The 20,361-nt window shown below is 67.0% G+C and carries 18 protein-coding genes; 3 read left to right on the top strand and 15 right to left on the bottom strand.

The genetic code is table 11. The features are described 5' to 3' along the window. The first annotated feature begins 43 nt into the window (after nucleotides 1-43). Nucleotides 44-544: an Lrp/AsnC family transcriptional regulator gene (locus ACFSCW_RS14695; RefSeq protein WP_380890752.1), complete on the top strand. Its 501-nt coding sequence runs from the start codon at nucleotides 44-46 to the stop codon at nucleotides 542-544. Here ACFSCW_RS14695 and ACFSCW_RS14690 read toward each other — a convergent pair. Genes ACFSCW_RS14690 through paaG form a run of 5 tightly spaced genes read right to left on the bottom strand, consistent with a single transcriptional unit; the run spans nucleotide 516 to nucleotide 6,599 of the window. Next, entirely contained in the window at nucleotides 516-1,739 is a 1,224-nt protein-coding gene (locus ACFSCW_RS14690; RefSeq protein ID WP_380890750.1) for a cytochrome P450, read from the bottom strand. The genes ACFSCW_RS14695 and ACFSCW_RS14690 overlap by 29 nt on opposite strands. After that, complete coding sequence (locus ACFSCW_RS14685) at nucleotides 1,736-2,485, bottom strand: alpha/beta fold hydrolase (protein ID WP_380890748.1); 750 nt, start codon at nucleotides 2,483-2,485, stop codon at nucleotides 1,736-1,738. Before ACFSCW_RS14685 ends, ACFSCW_RS14690 begins: the two co-directional genes overlap by 4 nt. Then, complete coding sequence (locus tag ACFSCW_RS14680; RefSeq protein ID WP_380890747.1) at nucleotides 2,482-3,759, bottom strand: AMP-binding protein; 1,278 nt, start codon at nucleotides 3,757-3,759, stop codon at nucleotides 2,482-2,484. Before ACFSCW_RS14680 ends, ACFSCW_RS14685 begins: the two co-directional genes overlap by 4 nt. After that, nucleotides 3,760-5,784 carry a phenylacetic acid degradation bifunctional protein PaaZ gene (gene paaZ, locus ACFSCW_RS14675; RefSeq protein WP_380890744.1) on the bottom strand — a complete coding sequence of 675 codons (2,025 nt, stop codon included), beginning with the start codon at nucleotides 5,782-5,784 and terminating at the stop codon, nucleotides 3,760-3,762. A gap of 23 nt (nucleotides 5,785-5,807) precedes the next feature. Beyond that, nucleotides 5,808-6,599: a 2-(1,2-epoxy-1,2-dihydrophenyl)acetyl-CoA isomerase PaaG gene (gene paaG / locus ACFSCW_RS14670; RefSeq protein ID WP_380890742.1), complete on the bottom strand. Its 792-nt coding sequence runs from the start codon at nucleotides 6,597-6,599 to the stop codon at nucleotides 5,808-5,810. An 85-nt stretch (nucleotides 6,600-6,684) separates the two neighbouring features. Here paaG and paaI point away from each other — a divergent pair, with 85 nt between their 5' ends. After that, nucleotides 6,685-7,122, top strand: coding sequence for a hydroxyphenylacetyl-CoA thioesterase PaaI (gene paaI, locus ACFSCW_RS14665; protein WP_380890739.1), 438 nt, complete (start codon nucleotides 6,685-6,687; stop codon nucleotides 7,120-7,122). Nucleotides 7,123-7,131: 9 nt separating this feature from the next. On the opposite strand, the gene ACFSCW_RS14660 is transcribed toward paaI, so the two are convergent. The 10 genes from ACFSCW_RS14660 to ACFSCW_RS14615 form a co-directional block, all read right to left on the bottom strand. Beyond that, a complete protein-coding gene (locus ACFSCW_RS14660; RefSeq protein WP_380890737.1) occupies nucleotides 7,132-7,710 on the bottom strand; it encodes a TetR/AcrR family transcriptional regulator in 579 nt (192 codons plus the stop codon). Nucleotides 7,711-7,780: 70 nt separating this feature from the next. Further along, a complete protein-coding gene (gene lpdA, locus ACFSCW_RS14655; protein WP_380890735.1) occupies nucleotides 7,781-9,178 on the bottom strand; it encodes a dihydrolipoyl dehydrogenase in 1,398 nt (465 codons plus the stop codon). Nucleotides 9,179-9,188: 10 nt separating this feature from the next. Then, complete coding sequence (odhB, locus tag ACFSCW_RS14650; protein ID WP_380890733.1) at nucleotides 9,189-10,418, bottom strand: 2-oxoglutarate dehydrogenase complex dihydrolipoyllysine-residue succinyltransferase; 1,230 nt, start codon at nucleotides 10,416-10,418, stop codon at nucleotides 9,189-9,191. Between the two features lie 11 nt (nucleotides 10,419-10,429). Then, complete coding sequence (locus ACFSCW_RS14645) at nucleotides 10,430-13,393, bottom strand: 2-oxoglutarate dehydrogenase E1 component (protein ID WP_380890731.1); 2,964 nt, start codon at nucleotides 13,391-13,393, stop codon at nucleotides 10,430-10,432. Nucleotides 13,394-13,425: 32 nt separating this feature from the next. Then, complete coding sequence (sucD, locus tag ACFSCW_RS14640) at nucleotides 13,426-14,310, bottom strand: succinate--CoA ligase subunit alpha (protein ID WP_380890729.1); 885 nt, start codon at nucleotides 14,308-14,310, stop codon at nucleotides 13,426-13,428. Between the two features lie 83 nt (nucleotides 14,311-14,393). Continuing rightward, complete coding sequence (gene mdh, locus ACFSCW_RS14635; protein WP_380890727.1) at nucleotides 14,394-15,359, bottom strand: malate dehydrogenase; 966 nt, start codon at nucleotides 15,357-15,359, stop codon at nucleotides 14,394-14,396. Between the two features lie 269 nt (nucleotides 15,360-15,628). After that, nucleotides 15,629-16,813, bottom strand: coding sequence for a dual-specificity RNA methyltransferase RlmN (gene rlmN, locus ACFSCW_RS14630; RefSeq protein ID WP_380891281.1), 1,185 nt, complete (start codon nucleotides 16,811-16,813; stop codon nucleotides 15,629-15,631). Between the two features lie 52 nt (nucleotides 16,814-16,865). Beyond that, nucleotides 16,866-17,390: a hypothetical protein gene (locus ACFSCW_RS14625; RefSeq protein ID WP_380890725.1), complete on the bottom strand. Its 525-nt coding sequence runs from the start codon at nucleotides 17,388-17,390 to the stop codon at nucleotides 16,866-16,868. Between the two features lie 65 nt (nucleotides 17,391-17,455). Then, the gene (locus ACFSCW_RS14620) at nucleotides 17,456-18,106 is read right to left on the bottom strand and encodes a histidine phosphatase family protein (RefSeq protein WP_380890722.1); all 651 of its coding nucleotides are present in this window, start codon (nucleotides 18,104-18,106) and stop codon (nucleotides 17,456-17,458) included. 114 nt (nucleotides 18,107-18,220) lie between these two features. Beyond that, entirely contained in the window at nucleotides 18,221-19,024 is an 804-nt protein-coding gene (locus ACFSCW_RS14615) for a nucleotidyltransferase family protein (protein ID WP_380890720.1), read from the bottom strand. 25 nt (nucleotides 19,025-19,049) lie between these two features. Between ACFSCW_RS14615 and ACFSCW_RS14610 the strand changes: the two genes are divergently transcribed. Beyond that, nucleotides 19,050-20,339, top strand: a complete 1,290-nt coding sequence (locus ACFSCW_RS14610; protein ID WP_380890717.1) for a homoserine dehydrogenase — start codon at nucleotides 19,050-19,052, stop codon at nucleotides 20,337-20,339. Nucleotides 20,340-20,361: the final 22 nt, after the last annotated feature.

Genomic DNA, 20,361 nt, shown 5'->3' with positions numbered 1-20,361 from the left:
TCGGGCAGTTTCAGCTACAATGTGAAACGTTCAATCCGGTATGATGAGCCGCATGGAAGAAAATGATCGTCAATCTGCCGCTCCGTTCGAACTGGATGCGCTCGACCGCCGAATCCTGCGCGTACTGCAGCGCGACGGCGCGATCAGCCATGCCGATCTGGCAGTGGAGGTCGCCGCCTCGCCGGCATCCTGCTGGCGGCGGATCAAGGCGCTGGAGGCGGCCGGCGTGTTAGGGCCGGCAGTGCGGCTGGTCGATCCGGCCAAGGTCGGGCGCGGCCTCGATGCGATCTGCCAGGTCCGCATGAAAAGCCATGCGTCGGACGTGCGATCGAGCTTCGAAGCGTTCGTTCAACAGCATCCGGAAGTGATGGATTGCTATTCGATGTCGGGCGAGTGGGACTATCTGCTGCGGATCGCGGTCGGCGATGTGCGCGACTATGAGCGCTTCGTCATGCAGACGCTGCTGAACCATCCGGCGGTGGCTAGTTCCTCGTCTCATTTCGCGCTCAACCGGGTCAAATATTCGACGGCGATGCCGGTCTGATTTCGAGCGCGCTGAGCCCGCGAAAACGGACGCGGCGCTGCCAGCGTGCGGGACGGGCCAGTTCGAAATCCGGGAAGCGCCGCAGCCAGGCGGCGATCGCAATGCGCGCTTCGATCCGGGCAAGGGTGAGGCCGGCGCACTGATGCGGGCCGGCACCGAACGCGAGGTGGCGATTGGGCGTGCGGCAAGGATCGAACGTCTCGGGATCATCGAACGCGGCGGGATCGCGATTGGCGGCGCCGATGACGAGCGTGATCTGCGTACCCGCCGCGACCGGCACGCCGGCGATTTGGGTACCGCGCAGCGCGCGGCGGTTGCCGAGCTGGTTCGGGCTTTCGAAGCGCAACACTTCCTCGACGAAATCCGTCACTGCGGCGTCGTCCGCGATCAGCGTCCGGCGGACATCCGCGCGCGTCGCGAGGATATGGAGCGCGCTGCCGATCAGGTTGCTGGTCGTCTCATGGCCGGCGTTCAGCAGGAAAATCGCGTTGTGGATCAGCTCGGCCGGGGTGAGCGCCGCGTCGCCTTCACCTGCGATCAGCCGCGTCAGCAGATCGCGCTCGGGATCGCCGGGTGCGCGATGGCGGGCTTCGATCAGGTCGGCGAGATAGGCGGAGAAATCGCCCACGGCCGTGTTGCCGAGCGCAAGCCGCTCCGGCGACGGCTGCGGCTCCAATGCGCCGAGGATGGCGAGCGACCAGCCGCGCAACGGTCCGCGATCGTGCTCCGGCACGCCCAGCATGTCGCCGATGACGCGCACCGGGATAGCCGCGGCGTAATTCTCGATCGCATCGCCGCCGCCCGCATCCGCGAACCGGTCGAGCAGCGTGCCGCAATAAGGGCCGAGCGCTTCGGCGAGCACCGCCAGCGCGCGCGGGTTCAATGCGCCGACCAGCCGCTTGCGCACCCGCGCGTGATAGGGATCGTCGTTGAAGACGAGGCTGGTCGTGTGGTGCGCGAACAGCGGCGTGTCGCCATATTTGGGCGCGAACTCGACTTTCTTGTCCGAGCTGAACGCGGCCGCGTCGCGATAGACGGCGGAAAGATCGGCGTGGCGCGAGAGCAGGATCGATCCGTCGGGCGCGGTGGCGATGGGTGCTTCCTCGCGCAGTTGGCGGTAGAAGGGGAAAGGATCGTCGAAGAATCCGTCCGGCGGATCGCTCAGCGACCAGGGCGCCGGAACTGCACGCGTCACGGCGCCTGCTCCAGCCAGTCCCAGATCGCGCCCGGCGCATCGACCATCGCGTTGTGGCCGGCGCCGGCAATGGCGAAGGCCCGCGGATCGAAATCGCGCAGGCGCTCTGCCGAGATCATCGCGTCCCCTTCCCCGCACGCCAGCCGGACCGGGCAGCGCGCCGCAGCGATCAGCTCGGCCATAAGCGGACGCTCGACCGCAAAGGCGGCCATGTCCATCGCCGCGCGCCACCCGCCATCCTGCTGCGCCACGCCGCGGGCAAGCGATGGGCAATCGAGCGGCGCTTCACCCAGTCCGCAATTGCGGCGGTGCTGCGCCAGCGCCTCCGCTTCGGTCGCGAACAGCTTGGGCGGCCGCGCGGCCAGCCCGGCGAAACGCTGCAGCTCCTCGTCGGTCCAGTCGACCTTGATGCCGAGGCCATAGGCGGCGCGGACGGGCGATCCGCCGCCGGCGAGCGCGATGGCGACGAGTCCGCCGAGCGAGTGACCAAGGATCGTGACGGGCTGCCCGTGCCGTTCTGCTTCGATCAGCGCGCCGACCGCAGTGGCCATCGCCTCGACCGAATAATCGCCGCTATGATCCGATCCGCCATGACCCGGCAGATCGGGCGCGATCCAGCGTCCGCGCCATCGGGGTTCGGCCAGCATCGCCGACCAGACGCCGGCCGTCGCGCCGAGGCCGTGGATCAGAACGAGCAGCGGTCCGTCCGTGCCGCCCTGCTCGAATGCCAGTCCGTTGCGGGTCATGTGGCCGCGCCCTGACGCAAGTCGCGGACCCGCACGGCCTTGCCCGCCGACCGCTCGAGCGCGCCGCTGGGGCGGATTTCGACGCGCAGGGAAATGCCGGTCGCTTCCTTGACGCGATGGGCGAGAAGTCGGCCTTGCTCCGCGCATGTGCCGGGATCGGCGCCCGCCCGTCCTTCGACGAAGACGGTGACTTCATCCATCCGGGCGGGACGGGTCAGCTCGATCAGGAAATGGGGCGCAAGCGCCGGGCAGGCGAGAATCTGTTCCTCGATCTGGGTCGGGAACAGGTTCACGCCGCGGATGATGAGCATGTCGTCCGAGCGGCCGGTGATCTTCGCCATGCGGCGCATCGGCGTGCGGCTGCCGGACATCAGCCGCGTCAGGTCGCGCGTGCGGTAGCGGATGATCGGCAGCGCCTGCTTGGTGAGCGAGGTGAAGACCAGCTCGCCTTCCTCGCCATCGGGAAGCGGCTGGCCGGTTTCGGGATCGACGATCTCGGGCAGGAAATGATCCTCCCAGATAGTCGGCATGCCGTCGCCCGCGAACTCCTGCGCGACGCCGGGCCCCATCACTTCGGACAGGCCGTAAATGTCGGTCGCGCACAGATCGAAGCCGGTCTCGATCTCCCGTCGCATCGCTTCCGTCCACGGCTCCGCGCCGAATATGCCGAAGCGCAGCGACGACGCGCGCGGGTCGAGGCCCTGGCGGCGGAATTCGTCGAGCAGCGCCAGCATATAGCTGGGCGTCACCATGATTGCGTCTGGCTGGAAATCGCAGATGAGCTGGACCTGCCTTTCGGTCTGCCCTCCCGACATCGGGATCACGGTGCAGCCGAGCGCCTCCGCGCCGTAATGCGCGCCCAAACCGCCAGTGAAGAGGCCATAGCCATAGGCGACATGCACTTTCATGCCCGGCCGCACTCCAGCGGCGTGGAGCGAGCGGGCGACGAGGCTGGACCAGATGCGGATATCCTCCGCCGTATAGCCGACGACAGTCGGCTTGCCGGTGGTGCCGGACGATGCGTGAATCCGCGCGACTTGCTCCATCGGCGTGGCGAACATGCCGAACGGATAGTTCGCGCGCAGGTCCGCCTTGCCGGTGAAGGGAAAGCGCTGCAGGTCCGACAGGTCGCGCAGATCGCCCGGCGTCACGCCGTGGCGGTCGAACGCCTCCCGGTAGAAAGGCGCGTTCGCATAGGCGTGGTCCAGCGTGGCGCGAAGGCGCTTGAGCTGGAGGAGCCGGAGCTCCTTGGCGGAGACCGGCCCGTAGTCCACCTAGGCTGCGTTCATCGTGAGCAGTTCGTAGGTCGCGACCAGTTCGTCGTCCTGATTGAACGCCGATACCGACCAGCGGACTTCGCCCTGATCCTCCGAACGCTGCGTCTTCGATTTGACGGTGAGTTCCACGCGCATCGAATCGCCGGGCTTCACGGGCTTGATGAAGCGCAGCCCTTCGAGGCCATAGTTCGCGAGCACCGGGCCTTCCGCGGGGTCGACGAACAGGCCGGCGGCGAAGGACAGGATCAGATAGCCGTGCGCCACGCGTCCGCCGAAGATCGGGCTGCGGGCGGCGGCTTCCTCGTCCATGTGCGCGTAGAAAGTGTCGCCGGTGAAGTGCGCGAAATGCTCGATATCCTCGAGCGTGACGGTGCGCGACGGCGTCTTCAGCGTGTAGCCGATCGGCAGCTCGCCCAAGCGCATGCGGAACGGGTGGACGGGGCCTTCGGGCTGCGGCGCGCCGGGCAGCCAGCGCCCGATCACGGCGGAGAGCTGGCGCGGCGATCCCTGAAGCGCCGAGCGCTGCATATAATGCTTCACGCCGCGCACGCCGCCCATTTCCTCGCCGCCGCCCGCTCGGCCGGGGCCGCCGTGGATCAGCATGGGGAGGGGCGAGCCGTGGCCCGTCGACTCGCGCGCGCTGTCGCGGTCGACAATGACGATCCGGCCGTGGAACGCGCCGGCGCCGAGGACCAGCGCGCGCGTGACTTCCGGATCGTAGCTGAAGAAGGACAGCGCGAGCGACCCCTTGCCGCGATTCGCGAGCGCGATCGCGTCGTCGAGATCGCGATAGGGCATGATCGTAGAGACCGGCCCGAACGCTTCGACGTCATGGATCAGCCGGGCGCTCCACGGATCGTCCGCGCGGAACAGCAGCGGGGACACGAACGCGGCGCTGTCGACCTCGCCGCGGACATCGACCCGATCAATATCGCCGAACGCCAGCCGTGCCTCGGACGCCATCTCGCGCGCCCGCTGCCGCACTTCGGCGGCCTGTCCGGGCGTCGCAAGCGCGCCCATCGTCACACCTTCGGCCTGCGGGTTACCGACCACCACTTTGGAAAGGCGCTCCCGCAGCGCCGCCTCGACGGAGTCGAGCTGCGCCGCCGGAACAAGCGCGCGCCGGATCGCGGTGCATTTCTGCCCCGCCTTCACCGTCATCTCGCGGACGACTTCCTTGACGAACAGGTCGAATTCCGGGCTGTCCGCCGTCGCGTCCGGACCCAGCACCGACGCGTTCAGCGAGTCTCGCTCGGCGACGAAGCGCACCGCTTCACGCGCGATCACCGGATGCGACTGCAGCTTCATCGCGGTCGTGGCGGAGCCGGTGAACGACACCACATCCTGGCAGGTCAGATGGTCGAGCAGATCGCCGGGATGGCCGACGATCAGTTGCAGCGCGCCAGGCGGCAGCACGTCCGCCTCGATCATGATCCGGAACGCCGCCTCGGCCAGCCAGGCGCCCGGCGAGGCCGGTTTGATGATCGCAGGCATGCCGGCGATCAGCGTCGGCCCCAGTTTTTCCAACATGCCCCAGACCGGGAAGTTGAACGCGTTAATGTGGATGGCCGCGCCCTGAAGCGAAGTATAGACGTGCTGGCCGACGAAGGTGCCTTGCCGTCCGATCGGCTCCATGTCGCCATCGGCCAGAACGACGTCGTCGGGAAGCTCGCGCCGCGCCTTGGACGACATAGTGAAGAGCGTGCCCGCGCCGCCCTCGATATCGATCCAGCCGTCCTGGCGCGTCGCCCCTGTCGCCCAATTGAGCGCGTAGAGCTCTTCCTTGCGATCCATGATCGCCTGGCCGAGCGCCTTCACCATCCGCGCACGCGCATGGAACGTCATCGCGCGCAAGGCCGGGCCGCCGACATTGCGCGCATGGTCGAGCATCGCCTTGAAATCGAGCCCTTCGCTGCCGCTGCGGGCCACCATTTCGCCGGTAATCGCAGAATAGAGCGGCGTCCCCTCGCCGGTGGTCGCGACCCATTGGTCGGCGGCGTAATTCTTCAACTGCGTGGTCATGGGTTTCTCCGAAAAATCGGGTGTCAGCGCCCGGTGAAGACGGGCTTGCGCTTGGCGAGGAAAGCGGCGGTGCCTTCGCGATAATCGTCGCTGCGGCCGAGCTCGCGCATCGCGTCGCGCTCAAGGTCCAGCTCGGCGTCGAGCGACCGGCTCCAGGCGCCGCGGATCAGGCGCTTGGTTTCGGCATAGCCGCGCGTCGGGCCGCTGGCGAAGCGCTCGGCGAGCGCCCCCGCTTCGTCCATCAGCGCCGCGTCGTCGACGCATTTCCAGATCAGGCCCCACTCCGCGGCGGTTTCGGCGGGAAGCGGGTCGCCGGTCAGCGCCAGCCCGAGCGCCCGCGCCTGGCCGACCAGGCGCGGCAAAATCCAGGTGCCGCCCGAATCCGGGATCAGGCCGATATTGGCGAAGGACTGGATGAATTTCGCCGAGCGCGCCGCGATCACGATGTCGCAGGCAAGCGCGATGTTCGCCCCTGCGCCCGCCGCGACGCCGTTCACCGCGCAAATGACCGGCTTGGCGAGCGTCGTGAGCCGGCGGATCAGCGGCGCGTAATAGCGATCCACGGAATCACCCAGATCGACCGGCTCCGCGCCGGCAGCGACGGCCCGATCGGAAAGGTCCTGTCCCGCGCAAAAACCGCGGCCGGCGCCGGTGAGCAGCACCGTGCGCAGGTCGTCGCGGCCCGCGACTTCGTCGAGCACGCCCGCCAGCTCGCCGTGCATCATGGTGTTGAAGCTGTTCAGCCGGTCGGGGCGGTTCAACGTGATGCGCGCGACGCCGGATTGCGCGTCGAACAGGATCGTTTCCAGGCCCATGAACACCCTCTCGTACGTGCTATAATAGACTGCCCGGTCGGACGGCTATTGGCAAGAATCGCTGTAGCCATGTAGACCGCCTGCAATGAAATTCGCCGAAATGTCGACCGACGCAATCGCTGACGAAGTCGCGCGCACCCTGATGGCGCGCGAGGGAACGGCGGCGGCGTGGGGCCTCACGCTCGAGGAAGCGCGCGAAGGCTATGCGCGGGTCCGCATGGAGGTGCGGGACGACATGCTCAACGGTCACCGCACCGCGCATGGCGGGATGATCTTCGCGCTTGCCGACAGCGCGTTCGCCTATGCCTGCAACTCGCGCAACGTCGCGACCGTGGCGCAAGGGGCGACGATCCATTTCCTCTCCGCTGCCCAGGCCGGCGAGACGCTGATCGCAGAAGCGCAGGAGCAGATGCTGGTCGGCCGCAGCGGGAGCTATATCGTCGAGGTGCGGACGGCCGATGGCCGTGCGGTCGCGAGCTTCCACGGCTTGTCGCGCAGCACCGGCGGCGCCGTCATCAGCTAGCCGACGCGGCTAGCAAAGGATCAGCGACAACGCCATGTCCGCGATCGTGTCGGGACCGACCGGCCCGGCAGGATCGTACCAGGTGTGCGTCCAGTTGATCATTCCGAACAGCAGCATGGTCTGCACCCGCGCTCGCGCAGGATCGGAGGCGAGATCGGGAGAGATTTCGCACAGCAGCCTGGTGACCGTGTCGATGATCGCGCGCTGCCGCGTGACGATCTCGGCGCGCTTGTCTGCCGGCAGGCTGTCGAGCTCGTTGAGCAGAACCTTCTGGCGGCTGGCAGCGCCGACATAATGCTGCATGAAGCGGTGGACGATCGCGCGGAGTTGCGCTTTCGCGTCGCCCCCTTCCGCCGAAACCTCCGAGACGTCCTGCACGAGCTGATCGATGTGCGATGCCATCACCGCGTAGAGGATGTCCTCCTTCGACGGGTAATAATGATAGATCAGCGACTTGGAGGTCTTGCACGCCTCGGCGAGGTCGGCGACGGAAGCGCCCATGAAGCCGCGGGCGGCGAAGAGCTGGGCGGCTTCTTCGACGATCGCTTCCCGCCGCTGCTCGTAATCCGCTGCCTGGGTTCTGGCCATCAGGTCCTTCGTCCGTCGTCCGCAGTGCAGCGTCGCGTAACATGCGGCCGCGGCGTGGAGAACCCGTCGCTCAGATGTGGATCGGCTTGCCCGTCACGGCCATCGCCGCTTCCTTCAGCGCCTCCGAGTGCGTCGGATGGGCGTGGCAGGTATAGGCGATGTCTTCGCTCGTGGCGCCGAACTCCATCGCTTGGGCGGCCTGGGCGATCATCGTGCCGGCGACGCTGGCGATCATCCAGACGCCGAGCACGCGGTCTGTCTTGGCGTCGGCGACGACCTTCACGAAGCCGTCCGGCTCGTGATTGGTCTTGGCGCGGCTGTTGGCGAGCATCGGGAATTTGCCGGTCTTGACCTCGCCCCGCTCCTTCGCCTGCTCTTCGGTCAGGCCGACGCCGGCGATTTCGGGCCAGGTATAGACGACGGACGGGATAACGTCGTGGTTCACAATGCCGGTCAGGCCCGCGATGTTCTCGGCCACCGCGATGCCTTCGTCCTCGGCCTTGTGGGCGAGCATCGGGCCGGGGATCACGTCGCCGATCGCCCAGACGCCGGGGACCGAGGTCCGGAAGTCGTGGTCGGTCTCGATCTGGCCGCGCTGGTTGGTCTTGAGGCCGGCGGCTTCGAGGTTCAGGCCGTCGGTGTTGGGGCGGCGGCCGATCGAGACCAGCACGGCATCGGCTTCGAGCGTTTCCGAGGCGCCGCCGGCGGCCGGCTCGACGGTCAGGGTCGCCTTGCCGCCGTTGACGGTGACACCAGTGACCTTGGTCGAGAGCTTGAACTCGAAGCCCTGTTTCTTGAAGATCTTGTTCGCTTCCTTGCGGACCTCGCCGTCGAAGCCGGGCAGGATCTGGTCGAGGAACTCCACACAGGTCACCTTGGCGCCTAGGCGGCGCCAGACGGAACCCAGTTCAAGCCCGATCACGCCGCCGCCGATGACGACGAGGTGGTGCGGGACCTTGGCCAGTTCCAGCGCACCGGTCGAGTCCACGACCACGCCTTTCGCGTTGTCGATGTCGACGCCCGGCAGCGGGGTGACCGACGAGCCGGTGGCGATGACGATGTTCTTCGCGCGGACTTCGCGGTCGCCGACCTTAACCGAGTCCTTGCCGGTGAATGCGGCATGGCCCTTCAGCCACTCGACCTTGTTCTTCTTGAACAGGAACTCGATGCCACCGGTGAGCTGCTTCACTGCGTCCTTGCGCTGGCCGTGCATCGTGTCGAGGTCGAGTTCCGGCGTGACCTTGATGCCGAGCTTGGCGAAGCTGCCGTTCGCGGCCTGATCGAAATATTCCGACGCGTGCAGCATCGCCTTAGACGGGATGCAGCCGACATTGAGGCAGGTGCCGCCGAGCGTCTCGCGGCTCTCGGCGCACGCCGTCTTCAGCCCGAGCTGCGCCGCGCGGATCGCTGCGACATAGCCGCCGGGGCCTGCCCCGATCACCAGGACGTCGAAATCATAGTCGGCCATGAACGGCTCCTCAGAGATCAATCAGCAGGCGTGTGGGGTCCTCGATCGCGTTCTTCAAGGCGACGAGGAACGTGACTGCCTCGCGGCCGTCGATCAGGCGGTGATCGTAGGAGAGCGCCAGGTACATCATCGGGCGCACCACGACCTGGCCGTCGCGGACGACCGGGCGGTCCTCGATGCGATGGAGACCGAGCACGGCGCTCTGCGGCGGGTTGATGATCGGCGTCGAGAGCAGCGAGCCGAACACGCCGCCGTTGGAGATCGTGAAGGTGCCGCCCTTCATTTCTTCCATCTTCAGCGTGCCGTCCTTGGCGCGTTTGCCGAAGTCGGCGATCGTCTTTTCGATGCCGGCGACCGACAGGTCCTGCGCGTCGCGGACGACGGGGACGACGAGGCCGTTCGGCGCGGAAACGGCGACCGAGACGTCGACATAGTCGCGATAGACGATTTCCTCGCCTTCGATCGACGCGTTGACCGCCGGCACGTCGCGCAGCGCCTGCACCGCCGCCTTCACGAAGAAGCCCATGAAGCCGAGCCGGACCCCGTGCTTCTTCTCGAACAGGTCCTTGTAGCGGGTGCGCGCTTCCATCACCGCGCTCATGTCGACATCGTTGAACGTCGTCAGCATCGCGGCGGTGTTCTGCGCTTCCTTGAGGCGCTTCGCGACCGTCTGGCGGAGGCGCGTCATGCGGACGCGTTCCTCGCGCCGCTCGCCGGCGGGCGACGGCGCGGGAGCCGGCGTCGGGGCCGGTGCGGGGGCAGGCGCCGCGGGGGGCTTGGCCTGAGCGGCGTCGACGGCCTGCTGCACGTCTTCCTTGGTCAGACGGCCGTCCTTGCCGGTGCCCTTGATCTGGGTCGGGTCGAGACCGTGCTCGAGGACGAGGCGACGCACCGAAGGCGACAGCGTAAGATCGCCCGCGGGCTCTTCGGTCACGGCCGGCGCAGGCGTCGGCGCGGCGGCAGCTGGAGCCGCGGCGGTTGCCGACGCCGCAGCCGCTGCGCCACCTTCCTCGATCGTGCCGATCAGGGCGCCGACCTGCACCGTGTCGCCGACCTGGGCGGCATATTGGCCCATCACGCCGGCGGCGGGCGCGGGCACTTCGACGGTTACCTTGTCGGTTTCCAGGCTTGCGACAGGCTCGTCGGCTTTCACCGGATCGCCTGGCTTTTTCAGCCATTCGCCGATCGTCGCCTCGGTGATCGATTCACCCAGCGTCGGGACCTTGATTTCGGTTGCCATGTTTTCGTCCTTTAGCTGGCGGGCGCCTGTTTCGGCGCCTTGGCGGTCGTGCTGCCGCCGGAACGGGTGCGACGGATTTCCTCGCGGACATTATGGCCGAGCGCCTCGGCGATCAGTGCTCCCTGCTCGGCCGCGTGACGCTTGGCGAGGCCGGTCGCCGGCGAAGCGCTGGCGGCGCGGCCGGCATAGCGCGCGCGCTTCGGCTTCACCCCGGCATCGTGCAGCGACTGCTCGATGAACGGCTCGACGAAGAACCAGGCGCCGTTGTTCTTCGGCTCTTCCTGCGCCCAGACCACCTCTTCGAGGTTTGTCATGCGCTTCAGTCGGACCGTGAGCGGCTCGCCCGGGAAGGGGTAGAGCTGTTCCAGCCGCACGATCGCCGTGTTCTTGTCGCCGGCAGCATCGCGCGCCTCGATCAGATCGTAAGCGACCTTGCCGGTGCAGAGCACCAACCGCCTCACGTCCGCATCGGCCGGCGCCGAAGGATCGGACAGGATGCGCATGAAATGGCTCGCGCCGACAAAGTCCTCGGTCGACGACACCGCCATCTTGTGCCGCAGCAGCGACTTGGGCGTCATGATGACGAGCGGCTTGCGGAACGGGCGCAGCATCTGGCGCCGCAGGATGTGGAAGTAATTGGCAGGCGTGGTACAGTTCGCGACCTGCATATTGTCCTGCGCGCAGAGCTGCAGATAGCGCTCCAGCCGCGCCGAGCTGTGCTCCGGCCCCTGGCCTTCATAGCCGTGGGGCAGCAGCATCACGAGGCCGTTGGCGCGCAGCCACTTGGCCTCGCCCGCCGCGATGAACTGATCGATCAGGATCTGCGCGCCGTTCGCGAAATCGCCGAATTGCGCTTCCCACAGCACCAGCGTCTTCGGGTCGGCGCCGGCATAGCCGTATTCGAAGCCGAGCACGCCATATTCGGAGAGCGGCGAGTCGAGCACTTCGAAGCGGCCGTGCGGCAGCGTCGCGAGCGGCACGTATTTCGCCTCGGTCTGCTGATCGACCCAGACGGCGTGGCGCTGGCTGAAGGTGCCGCGGCCCGAATCCTGGCCGGACAGGCGCACGCCATAGCCTTCGGTAACGAGGCTGCCGAATGCGAGCGCCTCGCCGGTCGCCCAATCCAGCCCTGCGCCCGATTTGAACATCTCGCGCTTCGCATCGAGAATGCGGGCCAGCGTCTTGTGGACGTTCACGCCTTCGGGGACGGTCGTGAGCGTGCGGCCGAGGCTGTCGAACAGCTTGCGGTCGATGCCCGTCTCGACGTTGCGGCGCGCGGTTTCGGCATCGGCGGGCTTGTTGAGCCCCGACCAGCGGCCGGCGAACCAGTCCGCCTTGTTCGGCAGATACGACTTCGCGCCCTCGAACTCTTCCTCGAGATGCGCCACGAAAGCCTGGGCGGTCTGGTCGGCGAAACCGTCGTCGATCACCCCCTGCTGCTTCAACTTCGCCGAATAGATGGCACTGACGCCGGGATGATCCTTGATCGCCGCGTACATCAGCGGCTGGGTGAAGCTCGGCTCGTCGCCTTCGTTGTGGCCGAAGCGGCGGTAGCACCACATGTCGATCACGATGTCGCGGCCGAAACGCTGCCGGAACTCGATCGCCATCTTGCAGGCGAACGTCACGGCTTCCGGATCGTCGCCGTTCACATGGAAGATCGGCGCCTGCACGCCTTTCGCCACGTCCGACGGATAGGGCGAGGAGCGCGCGAATTGCGGGCTCGTCGTGAAGCCGATCTGGTTGTTGATGATGAAGTGGACGCAGCCGCCGGTATTGTAACCGCGGATGCCGGAGAAGCCGAGGCATTCCCAGACAATCCCTTGGCCGGCAAAGGCTGCGTCGCCGTGGATCAGCACCGGCAGCACCTGATCGTGCTTGTCCAGATTGTCGCGCATCGACTGCGTCGCGCGCGTCTTGCCCAGCACGACCGGATCGGCCGCCTCAAGGTGCGACGGGTTCGGCACCAGCGACATATGTACGCTGATCCCGTCGAACTCGCGGTCGGTGGAGGTGCCGAGATGGTATTTGACGTCGCCCGAGCCGCCGACATCCTCCGGGTTGGCCGAACCGCCCGAGAATTCGTGGAAAATGACGTGGAACGGCTTGGCCATCACGTTGGCGAGCACGTTGAGGCGGCCACGGTGCGCCATGCCGTACACGATCTCGCGCACGCCCATCGCACCGCCATATTTGATCACGGCTTCCAGCGCGGGGATCATCGCCTCGCCGCCGTCCAGCCCGAAGCGCTTGGTGCCGACATATTTGCGGGCGAGGAATTTCTCGTACTGCTCGCCGCGGATCACGGCGGCGAGGATCGCCTTCTTGCCCTCGGGCGTGAACTCGATCGCCTTGTCCTTGCCCTCCATCCGCTCCTGGAGGAAGCGCCGTTCCTCCGTGTCGGAAATGTGCATATATTCGAGGCCGACCGGACCGCAGTAATTGCGGCGGAGAATCTCGACGATCTCGCGCACCGTCGCGGTCTGTAGGCCGAGCATGCCGCCGAGGTAGATCGGACGGTCGAGATCGGTTCCGGAGAAGCCGTGATATTCGGGCGTGAGATCGGCCGGCAACTCGCGCTTGACCAGGCCCAACGGATCGAGCTGCGCCGCAAGGTGACCGCGCACCCGGTAGGTGCGGATCAGGAGCATCGCGCGGATCGAATCCGCCGCGGCGCGGGCGATCACGTCCTCGCTCGGGAGCGCGGCGGCGGCAGGCGCGGCCTTCTTCGCGTCGGGCTTGGGCAGGATCGCGCTCTGGGTAGGGTCCAGCGCGGCGGTCAGCGCGTCGGTGTCGGCCGGCGGCCAGTTCGAGCGTTTCCAGCTTGGGCCGTCCTGGCTCGCTTCGAGCCCGGCGAAGAAGTCGCGCCAGCTCGGTTCGACCGAGCCGGGGTTCACGACATAGCTGCGATAGAGCGCCTCGACGAAAGAGGGCGAAACGCCCTCGACGTCGAATGATTGGCCTTCGATACCCATGATATACCTCGCCCCTCTAGATGGGGTCGCGCTTACCCGTTCAACAGCGCCTGCAACGTCTCACCGAGTTCGGCCGGCGACGGCGACACGCGGATGCCGGCGGCTTCCATCGCCGCGATCTTGTCCTCGGCGCCACCCTTGCCGCCCGAGACGATCGCGCCGGCATGGCCCATGCGGCGGCCCGGGGGCGCGGTACGGCCGGCGATGAAGCCGACGGTCGGCTTCTTGCGGCCCTTCTTCGCCTCGTCGATCAGGAACTGCGCGGCCTGCTCCTCGGCGTCGCCGCCGATCTCGCCGATCATGATGATCGACTTGGTCTCGTCGTCCGCCAGGAACAGCTCCAGCACGTCGATGAAATTGGTGCCGTTGACCGGATCGCCGCCGATGCCGACCGCGGTGGTCTGGCCCAGGCCGGCGTTCGAGGTCTGGAACACCGCCTCATAAGTGAGCGTGCCCGAGCGGGAGACGACGCCCACCGAGCCCTTTTTGAAGATGTTGCCCGGCATGATGCCGATCTTGCACTCGTTCGGCGTCAGCACGCCCGGGCAGTTCGGGCCGATCAGCCGCGACTTGGAGCCCGACAGCGCCCGCTTCACCTTCACCATGTCGAGCACCGGAATGCCTTCGGTGATGCAGACGATCAGCGGCACTTCGGCGTCGATCGCTTCCAGGATCGAGTCGGCGGCGAAGGGCGGCGGCACGTAGATGACCGAGGCGTCGGCGCCAGTCTTCGCGACCGCTTCCTCCACCGTGTCGAACACCGGCAGGCCGATATGCGTGGTGCCGCCCTTGCCCGGCGTCACGCCGCCGACGACCTTGGTGCCATAGGCGATCGCCTGTTCCGAATGGAACGTGCCCTGGGCGCCGGTGAACCCTTGCGTGATCACCTTGGTATTCGCGTTGACGAGAATGCTCATGCTGTAACCGTTCCTCTGCGTTCCCGGCGAAGGCCGGGTTCATCCCCGGATCGCGAATGGGCCCCGGCCTGCGCCGGGGAACGTTATGCTTTCAGGCTGGAGTCGATCCCTGCGCAGGCGGTCATCAGTTCCTTGACCGCGTCGACCGAGGTCTGGAAGTTCGCCTTGGCGGCGTCGTTCAGCTTGATCTCGACGATCTTTTCGACGCCGCCGGCGCCGATGATCACCGGCACGCCGACATAAAGGCCGTTCTGGCCGTACTGGCCGTCCAGATAGGCGGCGCAGGGCAGCAGCCGCTTCTTGTCCTTGAGGTAAGCCTCGGCCATTTCGATGCCGCTGGTCGCCGGCGCGTAGTAGGCGGAGCCGGTTTTCAGCAGCGCGACGATCTCGCCGCCGCCCGAGCGGGTGCGTTGCACGATCGCGTCGATCTTTTCCTTGGTCGACCAGCCCATCTCGATCAGCGCGGGAATCGGGATGCCTGCCACCGTCGAATATTCGATGACCGGGACCATCGTATCGCCATGGCCGCCGAGCACGAAGGCAGTCACGTCCTGCTTCGACACGCCGAATTCCTCGGCGAGAAAATGACGGAAGCGCGCCGAGTCGAGCACGCCCGCCATGCCGACGACCTTGTTGTGCGGGAGCCCTGAGAATTCGCGGAGCGCCCAGACCATCGCGTCGAGCGGGTTGGTGATGCAGATGACGAAGGCGTTCGGCGCGTGCGCCTTGATCCCCTCGCCGACCGCCTTCATGACCTTCAGGTTGATGCCGAGCAGGTCGTCGCGGCTCATGCCCGGCTTGCGCGCGACGCCGGCCGTGACGATGCAGACGTCCGCGCCGGCGATGTCGGCATAATCGTTGGCGCCCTTGAGGTTGCCGTCCTTGCCTTCGACCGGGCCGCATTGGTTCAAGTCGAGCGCCTTGCCCTGCGGCACGCCCTCGACGACGTCGAACAGCACCACGTCGCCAAGGTCGCGCGTCAATGCCAGATGCGCGAGCGTGCCCCCGATATTGCCAGCGCCGATGAGTGCGATCTTGTGCCGAGCCATGCGTGCCTCCCGGAAGATGAGTCCGCGGGCCGCTTAGGCTGGAACGGTTAAGCGTTCAACCTCGCGCTGTGGATTATCTTTGCAAATGCGAATGAGTTGCAAGAGGAAAGAGAGATTGGTTCGCGCAGAGGCGCGGAGGCGCAGAGAGATCGAGTATAAGTCGCAGGGTTGGCGAAGCTAATATAGGAATGGGCCGGCTTCTCCGGAAAGAACACGGAAACGCCGAACTCTCCGCGCCTCTGCGCCTCCGCGCGAACAATCCTTTTCTTCTAGCCCAGCGCCGCCAGCTTCTCTTCAGCCAGCCGATCGAGCTCCGCCCGGCTTTTCTTCTCTGCTGCCGACTTCAGCTGCCCGCAGGCGGCCATGATGTCGCGGCCGCGGGGGGTGCGGACGGGGGCGGAGATGCCGGCTTCGAACACGATGTTCGAAAACGCCTTGATCCGCTCCGGGTCCGAGCATTCGTAGGGCGCGCCGGGCCAGGGGTTGAACGGGATCAGGTTCACCTTGGCCGGCAGCTTGTACTTGCGGATCAGGCGGACGAGCTCGCGCGCGTCGGCGTCGCTGTCGTTCTTGTCCTTGAGCATCACATATTCGAACGTGATGCGGCGGGCGTTGTTGGCGCCGGGATAATCGGCGCAGGCCTGAAGCAGCTCCTCGATGCCGTATTTGCGGTTGAGCGGCACGATCTCGTCGCGCACTTCCTTGGTCACCGCGTGGAGCGAGACAGCGAGGTTCACGCCGATCTCCTCGCCCGCCTGCGCCATTTTCGGCACCACGCCCGAGGTCGAGAGCGTGATGCGGCGCTTCGACAGCGCGAGGCCGTCCCCGTCCATCACGATGCGGAGCGCGTCGCGGACATTCTCGATATTATAAAGCGGCTCGCCCATGCCCATCATGACGATGTTGGTGAGCAGACGCCCTTCCGGCTGGCTCGGCCATTCGCCGAGACCGTCGCGCGCGAGCATCACCTGGCCGACGATCTCGCCGGCGGTGAGGTTGCGCACCAGCCGCATCGTGCCGGTGTGGCAGAAGCGGCAGTTGAGCGTGCAGCCGACCTGGCTCGACACGCACAGCGTTCCCCGGTCCGCATCGGGGATGAAGACCATTTCATAGTCCTGCCCGTCATCCGAGCGGAGCAGCCATTTGCGGGTGCCGTCGGTGGAGACCTGCGCCTCGACGACTTCGGGGCGCGAAATCACGAACCGCTCGGCGAGCCAGGGCTGCTGCGCCTTCGCGATGTCGGTCATCAGCGCGAAATCTGTGACGCCGCGATTGTAGATCCAGTGCCAGAGCTGCTTCGCCCGCAGCTTCGCCTGCCGCTCGTCGAGGCCGGCATCGGCCAGCGCGGCACGGATTTCGGCCTTGGACAGCCCGACGAGATCGACACGGCCGTCGGCACGCGCGGGCGCGGCGCGCGGCACGGGGACGGGATCGATATGGCCGGGAATCTGCATGGTCGGGGTCATGGCGCGCCCATGTAAGGCGAATGCGGCGATTTTACGAGGGTCAGTGACGCGCGCAGCCGAGCGTGGCGGCGTCGATGGCGGTGGCGGCGCCGCGGAGGCGGTAGGTGTCACCGAAGCCTGCGGCGGAAACGGTCATGCTTTCGGCACTGCGCATCGCGGCGACGATCGCGGCATCGGCGCGCGGGTCGGGCGACCAGGCGTCGGCGCCGCCTGCGATCAGGTCGAAGCGCTTGCCGCCGATGCTGAGCATGACGCGGCTGCCTTGCGGGCGCGCACGGCGAAGCCGGATGTGGAGTTGGTTGCGGGCGTGGAGCGTCGGCCAGACGGCAACGCTGGCGAACGGGCGCCACCCGGCGTTGGCCGGCGTCGCGCGGACCGGTTCGGCGATCGCGAAGCAGCGTGGCGGTCGGGCATCGCGGAACGCGCCCCAGCGTTCGAATATGCCCAGATTTTCGCGCGAGAGAGCGGGTGTGGCGAAGGCTAATCCAGCTAGAACCGAAGCCCGTCCCCAACTCCCTTCGGCCTGAGCCTGTCGAAGGCCTCCCTTCTTTCTTCGGCGAACCATCAAAGAAAGAGAGGGCTTCGACAGGCTCAGCCCGAACGGAGTTTTGAGCGATTGCGCCGAGAGCTTCACGCCGGCGCGTGCCCCGCGCCCAGGTGAATCACCCGCTCCACCCCATCCTCGATCATCACCATCGATCCCTGCGGCAGGCTCGGCGCGATCGGGGCGCCCCAGCGCGCGTCGGCGCCGAGGCCGGTCATCAGCCCGCGCAGCACACGGCTCGACATGCCGTGCATGATGACGAGCTTGTCGCCGTCGTCGCTCCCATGTTGGCCGAGCCAGGAGGTCAGGCGCGCGGCGATCTCGTCATACCATTCGCCTTCGGGCGGGCGAACGGCGAACAGGCCGACGCTCCGGTCCATGATGTCGCCCTGCTCGGCGATGATCTCGGCATAGCTGCGCCCGCCCCACCCGCCGACATTGATTTCCGACAGCCGCGCGTCGCGGCGGGCCCGGTGCCAGTCCTCGCCGATATGCTCGCAAACGATCGCCAGCGTCTGCAGCGCACGGCCGTAAGGGGAGGCCCAGAGATGCGCGGGACGCGAGCCATCGCCGAGGAAATGCGCCAGCCCCTCCCCCATCGCATCGGCCTGCGCGAAGCCGGCGCGGGTGAGCGGCGTGTCCATCGCATCGCCCTGCATGCGGCCGGCGGCGTTGAACACGGTCTCGCCGTGACGGGCGATGAAGAAGCGGCCGCGGAGGAAGGGCAAGCCGCTCACCAAAGCCGTCCATGTCGAGCGAAGTCGAGACACGCACCTGGTTCTCGCCCGCGCCCGCAAGGCAGTGCGTCCCTCGACTTCGCTCGGGATGGACGGTTCTGGAGCAATGCCACCTCAACCATTAGGCTTCCTGCTCTCCAGCAGCGTTTCCGCGATCTTGTAGGTCCGTTCGTTGTCGACATCGACGGCGAGCGCGCCGTCGGTGACGAACACCGGCGCGATCTTCACGCGGAAGCGTCGCGACAGGTTCGCCATCGCCTTGTCGAGCGTCCACCATTTCTGGCGGAAGCCGATCAGGTTCCAGAGGCCGAACGCCTTCAGGATCGCGCCCGGCGTCTTGATGAACTGGCCGCCGCCGCGGAAGCTCTCCGCCGCCCGCAGCGCCTCGCGGTCCCGCAGCCAATAGGCGTTGCAGTTGCTTACGCCCAAGTCCTTGAACTCGTAGAAACGGCGCTGTCCTTCCGGATGCGCGGCGAGAATCTGCTCGCGCGTGGCAAGCGACAGCGCCGCGCCGGCGCCCGCCGCCATCGCCTCGTCATGCAGGCGCCGCAGCGCTTCGGGGGTGACGAGGACATTGTCGCCGGTGGTGATCAGCAACGGGAAGGCGTCTTCGCCCGCCGCAGCCGTTTCGACGCTTTCGACAATGCCGTGCTGCGCCTCGGGAAAGCGAAGCCGTCCCTCTTCCTTCAGCCGCTGCACGATCGGCAGATGCGCGACGACCTCCGGATCATGGATCGAAACGAGGATCGGGCCGCCCGGCCAGGCAGCCTCGGCCGCTTCCAGCACCCACTGGATCAGCGGTTTGCCCCGGATCGGCACCACGGCCTTGTGGCTGACGCCGGCCTTTTCGGCGAGCGGATCGAGCTTTCCCTCGCGCTTGCCCGCGAGGATCAGGATGGTCGGAGATTGACTTGGCACCACGGCTCTTTAGCGCGGTTCCGAAATGACTGAACCCCTGAAGATCGCACTTGCCGGCCTCGGCACCGTGGGCGGCGGCGTCGTCCGCTTGCTGGAAACCAACCGCGACCTGATCGCAAGGCGCGCCGGCCGGCCGATCGAAGTCGTCGCCATTTCCGCGCGCGACAGAGCCAAGGATCGCGGTGTCGATCTCTCGCCGTTCCGCTGGGTCGACGATACCGGGTCGCTGGCGACGCTGGCGGGCGTCGACGTGGTCGTCGAGCTGATCGGCGGCAGTGACGGGCCGGCGCTTGCCCTCGCGCGCAACAGCATCGCCGCCGGCCGTGCTTTCGTCACTGCCAACAAGGCGATGATCGCGCATCACGGCCTTGAACTGGCCAGCGCCGCCGAAGCGAAGGGCGTGGCGCTCAAATACGAAGCCGCGGTGGCGGGCGGCATCCCGGTCATTAAGGGCCTGCGCGAAGGCGCCGCGGCCAACGAGCTGGCGCATGTCTACGGCATCCTCAACGGCACCTGTAACTACATCCTGACGACGATGGAGGCAGAAGGCCGCGACTTTGCCGAGGTGCTCGCCGAGGCGCAGGCGCTTGGTTACGCCGAGGCCGATCCCAGCTTCGACATCGACGGCGTCGATGCCGCGCATAAGCTGTCGATCCTCGCCAGCCTCGCCTTCGGAACCAAGATCGATTTCGATTCGGTGGAGATCACCGGCATCCGGCATGTGCTTGCGGCCGACATTGCCGAGGCGGCGGCTTTGGGCTTTCGCGTGCGGCTGCTCGGCTATGCGGAGACGCTGGGCGACGGGCTGTTCCAGCGCGTCCACCCGCATCTGGTGCCGCTGAACCACCCGCTGGCGCACGTCGCTGGATCGTTGAACGCGGTGGTGGCGGAAGGCAATTTCGTCGGCCGGCTGCTGTTCGAAGGGCGCGGCGCCGGCGACGGCCCGACCGCAAGCGCCGTCGTCGCCGACCTGATCGACATCGCGCGCGGCGAATATGGGCCGGCGTTCGCAATGCCGGTCGCCTCGCTGGCCGCCCGCCTCGCCGCGGACGCCGGCGAGCGCCGCGGCCGCGCCTATCTGCGCTTCACCGTCGAGGACAAGGTCGGCGTGCTTGCCGAGATCGCCGCTGCCATGCGCGATTCGAACGTCTCGATCGAAAGCCTGATCCAGCGCGGCGCGCAGGGCGACGGCGGCGTGCTGGTCGCGATCGTCACCCACGAAAGCCCCGAACGCAACATCGCCCAGGCTCTGGAGAGGCTCGAAGGCTCCCCCAGCATACGTGGGCGCCCGATGCTGATGCATATTCTGGATTGAAGCGGGGTAAAAGCGAGGGGCA

It is taken from the genome of Sphingomonas tabacisoli, from assembly GCF_042678385.1.
Lineage (GTDB): Bacteria > Pseudomonadota > Alphaproteobacteria > Sphingomonadales > Sphingomonadaceae > Sphingomonas_B > Sphingomonas_B tabacisoli.
The sequence above is the reverse complement of the archived record's forward strand: the minus strand, read 5'-3'. Positions and strand labels throughout refer to the sequence as shown.

Coding starts and splice junctions, on each gene's coding strand:
- ACFSCW_RS14695 (WP_380890752.1), top strand. CDS start 44: ATGAGCCGCATGGAAGAAAATGATCGTCAATCTGCCGCTCCGTTCGAA.
- ACFSCW_RS14685 (WP_380890748.1), bottom strand. CDS start 2,485: ATGACCCGCAACGGACTGGCATTCGAGCAGGGCGGCACGGACGGACCG.
- paaZ (WP_380890744.1), bottom strand. CDS start 5,784: ATGACCACGCAGTTGAAGAATTACGCCGCCGACCAATGGGTCGCGACC.
- paaG (WP_380890742.1), bottom strand. CDS start 6,599: ATGGGCCTGGAAACGATCCTGTTCGACGCGCAATCCGGCGTCGCGCGC.
- paaI (WP_380890739.1), top strand. CDS start 6,685: ATGAAATTCGCCGAAATGTCGACCGACGCAATCGCTGACGAAGTCGCG.
- ACFSCW_RS14660 (WP_380890737.1), bottom strand. CDS start 7,710: ATGGCCAGAACCCAGGCAGCGGATTACGAGCAGCGGCGGGAAGCGATC.
- lpdA (WP_380890735.1), bottom strand. CDS start 9,178: ATGGCCGACTATGATTTCGACGTCCTGGTGATCGGGGCAGGCCCCGGC.
- odhB (WP_380890733.1), bottom strand. CDS start 10,418: ATGGCAACCGAAATCAAGGTCCCGACGCTGGGTGAATCGATCACCGAG.
- ACFSCW_RS14645 (WP_380890731.1), bottom strand. CDS start 13,393: ATGGGTATCGAAGGCCAATCATTCGACGTCGAGGGCGTTTCGCCCTCT.
- sucD (WP_380890729.1), bottom strand. CDS start 14,310: ATGAGCATTCTCGTCAACGCGAATACCAAGGTGATCACGCAAGGGTTC.
- mdh (WP_380890727.1), bottom strand. CDS start 15,359: ATGGCTCGGCACAAGATCGCACTCATCGGCGCTGGCAATATCGGGGGC.
- rlmN (WP_380891281.1), bottom strand. CDS start 16,813: ATGCAGATTCCCGGCCATATCGATCCCGTCCCCGTGCCGCGCGCCGCG.
- ACFSCW_RS14625 (WP_380890725.1), bottom strand. CDS start 17,390: ATGGTTCGCCGAAGAAAGAAGGGAGGCCTTCGACAGGCTCAGGCCGAA.
- ACFSCW_RS14610 (WP_380890717.1), top strand. CDS start 19,050: ATGACTGAACCCCTGAAGATCGCACTTGCCGGCCTCGGCACCGTGGGC.